This window comes from Kribbella voronezhensis (genome assembly GCF_004365175.1).
In the GTDB taxonomy this organism is placed as follows: Bacteria; Actinomycetota; Actinomycetes; order Propionibacteriales; family Kribbellaceae; genus Kribbella; species Kribbella voronezhensis.
Genome location: NZ_SOCE01000002.1, coordinates 1,116,182 through 1,129,269 on the forward strand (window position 1 = coordinate 1,116,182; position 13,088 = coordinate 1,129,269).

General features: G+C 69.6%; 8 protein-coding genes. 7 read left to right on the plus strand and 1 reads right to left on the minus strand.

The genetic code is table 11. From position 1 onward, the window contains the following. Positions 1-67: 67 nt before the first annotated feature. From eccCa to EV138_RS32430, 6 genes are all read left to right on the plus strand, one after another. Positions 68-4,096, plus strand: a complete 4,029-nt coding sequence (eccCa, locus tag EV138_RS32405; protein ID WP_133983670.1) for a type VII secretion protein EccCa — start codon at positions 68-70, stop codon at positions 4,094-4,096. Next, on the plus strand, positions 4,093-4,506 hold the full coding sequence (locus tag EV138_RS32410; RefSeq protein WP_133983671.1) for a hypothetical protein: 414 nt from the start codon (positions 4,093-4,095) through the stop codon (positions 4,504-4,506). The genes eccCa and EV138_RS32410 overlap by 4 nt, the downstream gene beginning before the upstream one ends. Continuing rightward, the gene (locus tag EV138_RS32415; RefSeq protein ID WP_133983672.1) at positions 4,499-5,551 is read left to right on the plus strand and encodes a DUF6177 family protein; all 1,053 of its coding nucleotides are present in this window, start codon (positions 4,499-4,501) and stop codon (positions 5,549-5,551) included. Before EV138_RS32410 ends, EV138_RS32415 begins: the two co-directional genes overlap by 8 nt. Before the next feature lie 35 nt (positions 5,552-5,586). After that, entirely contained in the window at positions 5,587-6,912 is a 1,326-nt protein-coding gene (gene eccD / locus EV138_RS32420) for a type VII secretion integral membrane protein EccD (protein ID WP_133983673.1), read from the plus strand. Positions 6,913-6,921: 9 nt separating this feature from the next. After that, positions 6,922-8,631, plus strand: coding sequence for a MinD/ParA family ATP-binding protein (locus EV138_RS32425; RefSeq protein WP_133983674.1), 1,710 nt, complete (start codon positions 6,922-6,924; stop codon positions 8,629-8,631). 117 nt (positions 8,632-8,748) lie between these two features. Continuing rightward, positions 8,749-9,273 (plus strand): Rieske (2Fe-2S) protein, encoded by a 525-nt coding sequence (locus EV138_RS32430; protein WP_133983675.1) that lies wholly within the window; start codon positions 8,749-8,751, stop codon positions 9,271-9,273. 59 nt (positions 9,274-9,332) lie between these two features. Here EV138_RS32430 and EV138_RS32435 read toward each other — a convergent pair whose 3' ends face one another. After that, complete coding sequence (locus EV138_RS32435; RefSeq protein WP_133983676.1) at positions 9,333-10,577, minus strand: S8 family peptidase; 1,245 nt, start codon at positions 10,575-10,577, stop codon at positions 9,333-9,335. Between the two features lie 468 nt (positions 10,578-11,045). Between EV138_RS32435 and uvrC the strand changes: the two genes are divergently transcribed. Beyond that, complete coding sequence (gene uvrC, locus EV138_RS32440; RefSeq protein ID WP_133983677.1) at positions 11,046-13,085, plus strand: excinuclease ABC subunit UvrC; 2,040 nt, start codon at positions 11,046-11,048, stop codon at positions 13,083-13,085. The last annotated feature ends 3 nt before the right edge of the window (positions 13,086-13,088 follow it).

The window sequence follows — 13,088 nt, forward strand, 5'->3', positions numbered from 1 at the left end:
CAGCATGCCATCTGAGGCGTTCACACAGTTCAGTCGAGGGGCCGAGCGGCTCAGCTGAGGAGAGAAAGTGTCGACCCGACTTGTGCACCGCCCGGCGCGGAGCACCAGGAGCATCGACACCGGGCAACCGCGGGTGATCGAGACCCCGCCGCCCGGCGCGCGCGGCAAGGCCGGCGGTAACGCGATGCAGGCCTTGATGCCTGCGGTCGGTGTGCTCGGTTCGGTCGGGATGATGAGCACGATGCGGACCGGTACGTCGGCGGTGATCGGCGTCGGCGTGTTGTTTCTCACGCTGGTCGGAACGTTCGGGATGGCGTTCTCGTCCCGCGGCCGGGCCGGCAAGGAGAGTCGCGAGCAGCGCAACCGGTACCTGGACTACCTGGAACGGCTCCGCGAGGAGTTCGGCAAGATGGAACGCGCCAGCCGCAAGACCGCGCTGGCGCTGAACCCGCCGGCCGACGCGCTGGTGGACTGCGTCCGCGATCCGGCCCGGCTGTGGGAGCGCCGGCGCAGCGACCCCGACTTCCTGCTGGTCCGTTGCGCGACCGGGCGGATGCCGGTCGTGCCCGCGACGCTGGCCGCGTCCGGTTCGATGATGGATCCGCCGGACCCGTTCATGATGGCCGAGGCCGAGGCACTGGCCCGCCGGTTCGCGTTGATGCCGGACATGCCGCTGACGATCCCGCTCGACCTGGCAGGCAACGTCAGCATCGTCGGCGACCGCGACGGCGTAGTACGGATTGCCCGGGCTCTGCTGCTGCAGGCGGCCGTCTTCCATGCGCCGGAGGATCTGGAGCTGGCGGCGTGTTTCCCGCCGGCGTCGCTGGACCAGTGGCAGTGGCTCGGCTGGCTGCCGCATGCGTGCGACCCGGATCGCCGTGAAGGCCCGCATCCGTTCCGCCGGATCGCCCAGAAGCCGGACGAGCTGGCCGGGCTGATCAGCGAGGACGTGGCGTCGCGCGCGAAGCTGGCCAGTGAGGCCAAGCGGGGCTCGCTCGGCAACGGCGATGCCCGCCGGATGATCCAGCGGATGCTGGTACTGCACGACACGTACGGCGAGGTCGCCACCGAGGTGGTGACCAACGACGAGACGCTGTCGGTCGGAGACGTGGGTGTCACTGTGCTGCACCTGGTCGCGGACCGGATGCAGGAGCCCAGCAACGTCGCGATCCGGATCACTGTGCAGGAAGGCAAGGTGCTGGTCGAGGACTTGCGCGGCGGCGGTTACCTGACCGCCGAGGGGCAGCTGGACGACACGCCGCTGGCCACCGCCGAAGGGCTGGCTCGCGCGCTGGCGCCGTTGCGGTTGTCGGCGGAGTCGCTCGAAGAGGACGCCTCGCTCAAGACCGTCGACTTCATGAGCCTGCTGCAGATCGATGACCCGGGCAACGTCGACCTCGCCCGCATGTGGACCCCGCGCAACGAGCGCGCGTTCCTGCGGGTGCCGCTCGGTCTCGACAGCGCCGGTCAGCCGGTCGTGCTGGACCTCAAGGAGTCCGCCCAGCTGGGAATGGGCCCACATGGTCTCTGCATCGGCGCGACCGGTTCCGGCAAGTCCGAAGTACTGCGAACGCTCGTGATGGGGCTGCTCGCGACGCACTCGCCGGAAGACCTGGCGATGGTGCTGATCGACTACAAGGGTGGCGCCACCTTCGCGCCGTTCGACGGCGTACCGCACGTGGCCGGCATCATCACCAACCTGGTCGACGACCCGAGCCTGACCGAGCGCGCGTACGCCAGCCTCGCCGGTGAGGTGCAGCGGCGTCAGCAGATGCTGAAGGACGCGGGCAACGTCGCCAACATCACCGACTACCGGTTGCTGCGCAAGCAGAATCCAGCCCTGCCGGCGTACCCACACCTGTTCGTGCTGATCGACGAGTTCGGCGAACTGCTCACCGCGCGGCCGGACTTCATCGACCTGTTCCTCTCCATCGGCCGGATCGGCCGCTCCATCGGTGTGCACCTGCTGCTGGCGAGCCAGCGCGTCGAGGGCGGCAAGCTGCGCGGACTGGAGACCTACCTGTCGTACCGGCTCGGTCTGCGGACGTTCTCCGAGGAGGAGAGCCAGACCGTCCTGAACACCCCGGATGCGTTCCATCTGCCGCCGCTGCCGGGCTTCGGGTACTTGAAGGTCGACACCTCCGTGTACCAGCGGTTCCGCGCGGCGTATGTCTCCGGCCCCTACAAGGGCGCGGTCGCGCTGACTCAGGAGAAGGAGCAAGACGGTCCCGCCGTACGCCCGTACCTCGTGACGCCGTACCAGCAGCCGGATCTCGCGCAGTTGGCCGCTGAGGACAAGAAGGACGAGGACGAGGACGACTCGACCGAGCGGACCACCGGTCCCACGGTGCTCGGGGTCTTCGTCGACCAGGTGAAGCCGTCGGCGACGCCGGTGCCTCAGGTCTGGTTGCCGCCGCTGCCGAAGGTCTGCACGCTGGACCAGGTCGGCGGCCCGGTGGACATCGGCCCGCGCGGGCTGCAGTTCGCCGTACCGGCTCCGCCGATGTCTCCCGCGATCGGTGTCATCGACGACCCGCGCAAACAGACGCAGAGCGTACTGCGGCTCGACCTCACCCAGGCCGGTGGGCACGCCGCCTTGATCGGTGGGCCGCAGTCGGGCAAGACCACGTTCTTGCGGTCGCTGGTGACGTCGCTGGCGCACAGCTACACGCCGCAGGAGGTCGCGATCTACGCGATCGACCTGGCCGGTGGTGGCCTGCAACCGCTGGCCGACCTGCCGCATGTGGGTGGCGTGGCGATCCGGACCGATCGGGAGAAGATCCGCCGGACGCTCGAAGAGGTCCGCGGCATGCTCGACCACCGCGAGATCGTGTTCCGCGACCGCGGGATCGACACGATGGAACGGCTTCGCTCGATGCACGCCGCGGGCGCGGTCCCGGAGCTGCCGGTGGCCGACGTCGTCCTGGTGCTGGACAACTACGGCGCCATCAAGACGACCTTCGACGACCTCGAGGAGCCGATCGCGGATCTGCTCGGCCGGGGCAGCAGCTACGGCATCCATGTCGTCACCACGATGATCCGGTGGACCGACGTACGGATGGCCTCGCAGGCCCTGTTCGGCACGGTGATGGAGCTGCGGATCAACGATCCGTCCGACTCCAACATCGAACGCCGGCTGCAGGAGACGATGCGCAACGCCGGCCCGGGCCGGGTGCTCATGCCGCGCACCAAGCTGTTCGCGCAGCTCGCTTTGCCGAGGGTCGACAGCTTGCTGCAGGACGACGACCTCACCGAGGCGATGCAGGGCCAGGCGTTGGCGCTGGCTTCGGCTTGGCAAGGACCGACCGCGCCCAAGGTGCGCGTGCTGCCGCTGCGACTGGAGCGCAAGACGCTGCCGAACGCACAGCAGGAGCCGGTCACCGTGCCGATCGGGATGGACGAGACCCGGATGGCGCCGGTCCTGCTGGACCTGTTCGACCGCGACGGCAACCTGGTGATCTTCGGCGACACCAAGTCGGGCAAGACCAACCTGCTCAAGCTGATCATGCAGCAGCTGATCGACCGGTACAGCTCCGACGAGCTGGTGTTCGCGGTGATGGATCCGCGGCGCGGTCTGCGCGGCTTCCTGCCCGACGCGTACCTCGGCGGCTATGCCACCAGCGGCCGGGTCGGCGCAGGGCTGGCCGCCGGCGTCGCCGGTGAGCTGGAGAAGCGGCTGCCGGACGACTCGAACGAGGGCGCGCCGGTGCCCGTCGCAGGACCTCGGGTGATCGTGGTCGCCGACGACTACGACCTGCTGACCACTGGTGGCCAGGCCCCGATGGATCCCTTCCTGACGTTCATCGCGTCCGGCCGGGACATCAACCTGCACTTCCTGATCGCCCGGCGTGCGGCCGGCGCGAGCAGGGCCTTGTACGAACCGTTCCTGACCACCGTGACGGAGTCCGGCACCGCCGGACTGGTGCTGTCCGGTGACAGGGCAGAGGGCGCACTGTTCACCGGTGCGACACCCGGGAACTTCCCGTCCGGCCGTGGATTGTTCGTACGACGTGGCGAGCGCCCGTCGCTGATCCAGACGGCCCTGGCCGACGGAACCCCGACCACCGACGACGCAGATGGCGGAGGAGAGCAGTGAGCTACGACGTGGTGGCACTGATCGACGGGCGACCGTCGTACCAGGACGTGCTGGCGGGCATGATGGCCGCCGGGCCGGACTGGCTGGTGCGCGATGTGTCCGACGGCGCGGTACTGCAGCTGTGCAACCCGGCAGGGGAGCCGCTGGCCTCACTGGAGGCGCCGATCCTGATCCAGGTGCCCGGCGAGGTGGAGAGGCTGCTCGGGCCGGAGCTGGCCGGCGTACCGACACCGGTGTGGTGGGCCGAGGTCCGGGCCGACCCGCAGAACGGTGGGCCCGAGCTGGCCGACCGGTACGCCGCCGAGCTGGTCAAGCGGCTCGGCGGCCAGGTGTGGAAGCCGGCTCCGCCGCCGTTCGACCCGCCGACCGGACCCGCCGTCACCGATGTTGCTGGAGGCAACAATGCCTAACCCGGTCGAGCTGAGCCCCGCGATCGACCTGCACACCGACAAGGTCGTCGTGATCATGCAGGACCGCCCGGTGGTCGGCATGTCCGCCTGGCTGGTGGACGCGCTGGCGGCCGCCGAGGCGGCAGGACTAGGCGTCCAGCTGGTCACGCCCGCGACGACGCGGCTGACGTTCGCAGTACGGACCACGCTGTTCAGCGGGCGGGACTCGCGCTGGGTGGTGACCGAGCCGAACGGCGAGGGCGCGTACGACGGACTGGGCGGCTCGAAGCTCAAGTGGGACGGGCAGATGTTCCAGGCCGTCGCGGCCGGTGAGCAGGACAAGGTCGACATGAGCCCGACCTTCGTCGCGGTCGACCTCGAGCTGCCGTCGCAGCTGCTGATCACCGCGCGGGTGCGCTACCAGGCTCTCGAGACGACGGTCGTCGGCAAGGCGGCCGAGCAGTTGTTCAAGGACCTGACCGGTGACGAGCCGGCCGGGTGGGGGACCGCCGAGCCGGTGTCGCAGCCGTGGAACGTGGGCCAGCTGACGGCGTACTGCCGGCGCCGGGCGCCGAAGCCGACCTGGCTGTCGGTTGTCGGCGGCAAGGACGGTTTGAGCGCCATGGGTGCGGTGGAGATCCACAGGCGGCCCGCCGGCCTCGAGGAGGTCATCAACCTCGCGGTGGCGACGCCGGACGGCCTGCCGACTCCCGAGGCCGTCCAGAAAGTCGGCGAGCGGCTGGCGAACAGTTTCACGCTGGTGTCGTTCTTCGCTCAGGGTGCGCACGGCGGTACTGACACGAACGCGATGCCGCACTGGGTCGGCGTACCGGTTCCGATGGCGATGGCTGTCGGCAACGATGCGCTGCGCGGTGACGGGATGGCCAAGGCACTGGACATGACCGGTGTCGCCGACATCACGCCGGTCAAGATCGGCCCGGCCGCGTCGCCGGCGGTGTGGTACCCGATCGGTGACGGCAAGAACCAGCTGGACTGGAACATTTACAGCGCGCTGCTCGGCCGGCTGCTGCCGCCCGGTACGCCGATCAGTCGGCCGACTGCTTAAGTGAACGCTGCAACGACGATCAGAGAGGTGTACAGGTGGCTGCGGTCTACAGCCGGGTGACCATCATCGGCAGGCAACGCCAGATGGACGCCGTCCTGCCGGTGGACGAGCCGCTGGGCCGGTTGATGCCGGACCTGTTGCGGATGCTCGGCGAGCCGGTCGACCCGTCGCCGCGGCGCCGGTACCTGACCACGCCGACCGGCCAGACGGTCTCGCTCGAACTCACTCTGGGTTCGGCGCAGATCGGCGACGGTTCCGTACTGCGGCTTGCCGCCGAGGGCGAGGTGCCACCCCCGCCGACCGTGTACGACGTGGTCGAGGAGGCCGTGGACGACCTCGAGCGGCGGGGCACCACCTTCCAGCGCAAGCATCGGCACTGGGCCGCCGGTGCCGCGCTGATCTTCGCGCTGCTCGCCGGTGCGATCGCGCTGGCCCGGGCGGTCGACGGCGACGTGGCCGCCTTCGTGCTGCTCGTCGTTGCGATCATCACCGGTCTCGGCGGAGTAGTGCTCGGCCGCGCCGGGCAGCGGACGACCGCGATCACCTTGCTGATCGTGACCCCGATCCTGCTCGCGATCGTCGCCTGGTCGCTCGGCAGCTCGGAGGACTGGTCGACGCCGATGCGTGCCGGGATCGTTGCCCTCGGGCTGGCGCTTGGGCCGCTGCTGTTCGCAATGGCCGGGCTGGCCGGTGGCGGCCTGGTCGGTGGCGGTACGGCGATGATCTTCGCGTTGATCTGGATCGTCGGTGTGGCGGCCGGTGTGTCCAGCGAGAAGCTGAGCGCTCTGGTGGCCGTCGTGGCGGTGCTGCTCCTCGGCGTACTGCCGCGTCTCGCGCTGTCGATGTCGGGGCTCACCGCGCTGGACGACCGGCGATCGAGTGGAAACGAGATCGGCCGGCCGGACGTCGAGTCGGCCCTGAACGCCGCGCACGTGGGTCTGGCGCTCTCCGCGACGGCGATCGCGCTGTGGTCCGCCGCTGCTGGGATCGTGCTCGCGCTGCACGGGTCGGTCTGGACAGTGTCCATCGCTGCTCTGCTGGCGCTGCTGCTGTGCGCGCGCTCGCGTCTGTACCCGTTGGCCGCTGAGGTGCTCGGGTTGTTCACTGCCGCGGGAGTGATCGTCGCCGCGTTGGTCCAGGATCTGTCGCAGAAGTCGGTGGGTGGCACACTTGTAGCAGTCGGGCTACTCGTGGTGGTGGCGATGGTCGGTGCCTTCGGCCTGAGCTGGACGCCACAGGACCACGTGCAGGTCCGGCTCGGCCAGGTGCTGGACCAGATCCAGGTACTGGCCGTCGTAGCGCTGGTACCGCTGACCCTCGGAGCCTTCGGGGTCTTCAGCGGGCTGCTCAAAGTCTTCTGATCGGATGGTATGACCGGGCCGAACTGGCAGGCGGAGCTGATGAACCGCCTCGACGACGATTCCGCGGCGGCTCCCCAACCGGCCGCCGCGGCCCCGGTTCCCCCTACACCCGAACCGGCCCCACCCGTCGCGCCGGCCCAGGCGGTTGCGCAGTCGGCGGCGCCTGAGCCGACGATGCCGCCGCCTCCTCCGGCGACGGGGGAGGGGTGGGGCGGTCCGCAGCAGCAGTATCAGCCCGGGTATCAGCAGTACGCGCCGCAGCCGCAGTACGGGCAGCTGTACTCGCAGCAGCCACCGCCGTACCAGCAGCCGCAGTACCCGCCGCAGCCTGCGTACGAGCAACCGCCGTACGGGCCGCCGCCGCAGGTGCCGCCTGCGCCGTACCAGCAGCCGTACGGTGAGCAGTACCCGCCGCAGCCTTACCAGGCACCGCAGCAGTATCAGGCGCCAGCGCCGCAGTACTACGAACCTCCGGCGCAGCAGCAAGGCTGGCAGCAGCCCCCGCCGCCGCAACAACAGCAGCAGTGGGTCCAGCCGCCACCACCTCAGCAGCCGTCTTGGGAGCAGCCGCCACCTCAGCAGCCGCAGTGGGAGCAGCCGCCGCCGCCCCAGCAGGCGTCTGCCCAGCAATGGGAGCAGCCACCGGCTCAACCGCCGCCGGCGCAGCAATGGGAGCAGCCAGCGGCTCCACCGCCGCCGGCGCAGCAATGGGTGCAGCCGCCGCCAGTTGAACAGCCGCCGGCCCCGCAGCAGCAGTGGGAGCAACCTGCCGGGGACGGTAGTTGGAACGCGCCGTCGGAGCCCGAAGCTGGCGGCTGGAACGGTCCCGCCCCCGACGGCGGCCCGGATGCGCACGCCTACACACCTGCCTACCAGGATCCGCTGGCGGGTCCGTTGCCTGCGGCAACAGGTTCGGTCGGCCTGCAGCACGAGGATCCGTCCGGCGGGTTCTTCCGCAAGATCGGCCGGTTCGCCGCCGAAGCGGCCTACATCGCCGGTGCGTCCGGCCGGATGCAACGCGACGTCGAGAACATCGCGATCATCCGGCGCCCGATCGGCATCGGCCGGATGATCGGCGTCATCGGTCCTGTCCCGCAGAGCGGTACGTCGACCGTCACCGCTCTGCTCGCGGACGCCATCTCGTCCCAGCGCGGCGACATCGTGCTCGCGGTCGACGCTTACCCGTTGGAAGGCAAGCTCACCCACCGCCTCGACCAGGGCATCGCCAACACGCCCGGCTCGCGGGTCCAGCTCGCCCGCGCCGAACCGACCGCCGACGCGATCAGCGACGTCCTCGCGGCCCGGAACGTCGGCGGCGCCAACCAGATCCCGCTGTCACTGGTGGACTGCCCGGCCGGTCTGTTCGAGGAAGCGACCGGGTACGTCGCCGGCGCGGCGCACGCCGTCGCGCTCGTCATCCCGTCGTCACGCGACGCCGCGCTGAGCAGCATCACCCTGCTCGACCAGTTGACGACGGACGGCCAGCACATGCTGGTCGACAAGGGCCTTGTCATCATCGCCGAGAACGTGCCCGACGATCCCGAGCCGGTCCGCTGGTTGCAGTCGGCCGTCTCGGACCGCGGCCTCGGCTACGTAGTACTGCCGTACGACGCCCACCTGGCGCGTGCCTGGCCGCTCCAGCCGGAACGCCTCGAACCCGCCACCCGCAGGGCGGTGCTCGAACTCGCCGCCCGGTTGGTCCAACGCGCTACCCGCTGAACCGTTCCGCGGTTCCGCTCGTTCCTGCTGATGTAGCCCGATTTGGGGGTTTCGGGTAGAACAGCAAATAGCAGAGCGTTCAACTACTTTGGCCAGGACTCTTGGAGGTCCAGATACATGAGCGACGACAGTACGGCGGAACTCGGCCGGGCGATCGAGACCCTGCGGGACCGGCGGGCGGTGCTCCGCGGCGCTGGCGTGGCCGGATTGGCCGGCGTCGGCCTGCCGGTGCTCGCGGCCTGCGGTGGCGACAGCAAGGCCGGCGGCACCGCCTCGGATCCGACCTCCGCGCCCAGTTCGGCGCCGTCCTCCGGGCCGTCCTCGAGCGCTCCGACGACCGGCGGCGGGGGATCGGTCCTCGGGCCGGTGTCCGACGTACCGGTCGGTGGCGGCAAGGTCTTCACCGACGCGAAGATCGTGGTGACCCAGCCGACGGCCGGTCAGTTCAAGGCGTTCACCGCGGTCTGCACGCACGCGGGTTGCCTGGTGGCCACGGTGGAGAACAAGACCATCGACTGCCCCTGTCACGGCAGCAAGTACAGCGTCGCGGACGGCAGCGTCGTGAACGGCCCTGCGCCGTCACCGCTCGCCCCGGTGAACGTCACGGTCAAGGGCGGCAACATCGTCGGCCCGGCTGCCTGACGCGTCGAACGCGGAAGCCCTCGGACAGGTGGCCGAGGGCTTCCGTTCTTCCTGCCGGGTCAGCGTCGGGCGGGGTCGACCTTGCCGACGAAGAGCAGTTTGTTCGGCGAGTCGGTGCCGGGGTTGCCGACCTTGTCCGGCGTTGCGGCGGCGACCAGTGCGGTAGCCACGTCGGCCGGCTTGGCGTCCGGGTGCTCGCTCAGGTAGAGCGCGATCCCGCCGGTCACGTGCGGCGTGGCCATCGACGTACCGCTCATCTTGGCCGTCGCGTCCGGGGCGGTGATGCCGACCGACTCGACGTCGACGCCCGGTCCGAAGACGTCCACGCACTTGCCGAAGTTGGAGAAGGTTGCCTTGGCATCCTTGTCGTCGGTGGCGCCGACCGTGATCGCGTCGGGCTGGTCGGCCGGCGACGCACCGCAGGCGTCGGAGTTGTCGTTGCCGGCGGCAACGGCGTACGTGATGCCCGAGTCGATGGAGGCCTTCACCGCCGCGTCCAGCGCGGCGTCCGCGCCGCCACCGAGGCTCATGTTGGCCACGGCCGGCTTCTTGGCGTTCTTCGTCACCCAGTCGATACCGGCGACCACACTCTCGGTCGACCCCGACCCGTTGCAGTCGAGCACGCGGACCGCGACGATCTTGGCGCCCTTGGCCAGGCCGAAGGTCGTCCCGGCGATGGTGCCGGCGACGTGGCTGCCGTGGCCCATGCAGTCGACGCCGTTCTGGCCGTCACCGACGGTGTCGGTGCCGACGGAGGCGCGCCCGCCGAAGTCCTTGTGCTCGGCGTAGATCCCGGTGTCGATGACGTACACCGTGACGTTGTCGGCGGTCGCCGAAGGCTCGAACTTCTTGTCCAGCGGAAGATCCCGCTGGTCGGCCCGGTCCAGGCCCCACGGCGGGTCGTCCTGGCTCGCCGTCACCTTCTGGTTCTGCTGCACGAACGCGACGCGGGTGTCGGCGGCGACCTTCTTCGCCTGCTCTTCGGACATCGCGGTGGAGAACCCTTTGATTGCCGAGCTGAACTGCCGCCGCACCTTGACGCCGTACGACGTCGCCAGGCTCTGCGTGGTGGCCCGCGTCTGCGCGACCGACTGATTGCCGGCGAGGACGACCACGTAGCTCCCGGGAATCGCGGTCGCGCTGCCGGCGCCCCTGATGGAGTCGGCGGTCCTAGTTGTGGAATCGGCGCTCCTGGCTGCCTCACTCGCGGACGCGGTGGTGACCAGGCCGGTGACGAGGAGACCAGCAGCGGCAGTGACGCCGAGCACGCTCCGCAGCCGACGCGCTGTGGGGAATGGGTTCATGGGCGGAACTCCCTAGAGTCAGCGCGGGCCCGGTTGCCGCACGCTCGGTCCTGCTCAACCACCCTGAGTGACAGGCTAGGCGCGCCGCTCATCCCAACCCGGGATCAGACCAGCCATATGAGCCAACCCGCAACACGACCTTTGCGCGATCGCAAGATGCGCCTCACGCCGCCGCCTACGAGCGCTCCTGCGTCACCTGCTAGACGCGGGTGCCTGGCAGGGCTCGGCGGTTCGCGGTCGGGGCGAAGGCGCTGCGTTCGGAGTCTCCGGCGGCCGCGGCCGTTGCGTGCGGACGTCCACGCCATCAGTACGTCGGCTCCGCTGCTGCCACCTCGCTCAACGATCGCGTCGCAGACACCCCGAGTGCCACCACTGATGGTCTGGGGATCCGCGCCGCCCGTGATCTCTCCAGGTCTCTGGAGACCGGCGGCGTGAGGGCTTGTCGGCGGGGCGAACTAGGGTTGGGGCGTGGCTGATCCTTCCTCCTATCGCCCCGCGCCGGGCTCGATTCCCGATTCGCCTGGGGTGTATCGCTTCAGCGATGCGTCCGGGCGGGTGATCTATGTCGGCAAGGCGAAGAACCTGCGGGCCCGGCTGTCGTCGTACTTCCAGGATCTGGTGAATCTGCACCCGCGGACGCAGTCGATGGTGACGACGGCCGCGAAGGTCGACTGGACCGTGGTGGCCAACGAGGTGGAGTCGCTGCAACTGGAGTATTCCTGGATCAAGGAGTACGACCCGCGCTTCAACGTGAAGTACCGCGACGACAAGTCGTACCCGTGGCTGGCCATCTCGATGAACGAGGAGTATCCGCGGGTCATGGTCGGCCGCGGCCCGAAGAAGAAGGGCGTGCGGTACTTCGGTCCGTACAGCCACGCCTGGGCGATCCGGGAGACCGTCGACCTGCTGCTTCGGGTGTTCCCGATGCGCTCGTGCAGCAAGGGTGTGTTCAATCGGCACCGCCAGATCGGCCGGCCGTGCCTGCTCGGCTACATCGGCAAGTGCGCCGCGCCCTGCACGGGTCAGGTGAGCCAGGAGGAGCACCTCAAGATCGTCGAGGACTTCTCCGCGTTCCTGTCCGGCCAGACCGCGACGTACGTGCGCCGTCTGGAGAAGGAGATGAAGGCAGCCGCGGCCGAGCTCGAGTACGAGCGGGCCGCCAAGATCCGCGACGACCTCGGCGCGCTGGAGAAGGCGCTCGCGAAGAACGCGGTGGTGCTCGGCGACGGGACGGACACCGACGTCGTCGCGTTGTCGGAGGACCCGCTCGAAGTCGCCGTACAGATCTTCTATGTCCGCGGCGGCCGGATCCGCGGCCAGCGGGGCTGGATCGCCGACAAAGCAGACGGTACGGCGACGACCGCCGACCTGGTGGAGCGGTTCATCCAGCAGATGTATGCGGGGGAGTCGACCGACACCATTCCGCGCGAGATCCTCGTGCCGACGCTGCCGGAGGACCTGGACGCGCTGACCGACTGGCTCTCGGGGCTGCGCGGCTCGCGGGTGGCGATCCGGGTCCCCCAGCGCGGTGACAAGAAGGACCTGATGGCGACGGTCGAGCGGAACGCGCTGCAGACGTTGACCATGCACAAGACCAAGCGGGCCAGCGATCTGACCACCCGCAACCTGGCGCTGGAGGAGATCCAGGCCGCGCTCGACCTGCCGGAAGCGCCGCTGCGCATGGAGTGCTATGACGTCTCCAACCTGCAGGGCACTGAGGTAGTCGCCTCGATGGTGGTGTTCGAGGACGGCCTGCCCCGCAAGTCGGAGTACAGGCGGTTCGTCATCAGGGGGGTCGAGGGGCAGAACGATGTCGCCTCGATCGCGGAGGTGCTGACCCGGCGGTTCAAGCGGCTGCTGGACGAGCGGGCCGCGACGCCGGAAGGCGAGGACCCGACCGCGAACCTGATCGATCCGGAGACAGGACGCGCGAAGAAGTTCGTCTACGCGCCGGGGCTCGTCGTCGTCGACGGTGGCCCGCCGCAGGTGGCCGCCGCCCGGCAGGCGATGGACGAGCTCGGGCTCGGCGACATCCCGGTCTGTGGTCTGGCCAAGCGGCTGGAGGAGGTCTGGCTCCCCGACGACGAGGATCCCGTGATCTTCTCCCGTACGTCGGAAGGCCTCTACCTGCTCCAGCGGCTCAGAGACGAAGCGCACCGCTTCGCCATCACCCACCACCGCAACCGCCGGTCGAAGTCGATGGTCGAGAGCGTGCTGGACGAGGTGCCCGGCCTCGGCGAGGTGCGCCGCAAGACGCTGCTGCGGCATTTCGGGTCGCTGCGGAAACTGCGGCAGGCCTCGGTGGACGAGGTCGCGGAGCTGCCGGGGTTCGGACGCCGTACGGCGGAATCCGTCGTCCTCGCGGTGAACTCGGCGGCAACGAAGGCCGACACCTCGCGGGCGCCGTCGGTGAACACGGCGACGGGCGAGATACTGGACGACGACGTCACGCCGGCCGGTGTGACCGACGGGGATCTGGCGACCGCGGATCGCCCGGACGGGGATTGACAC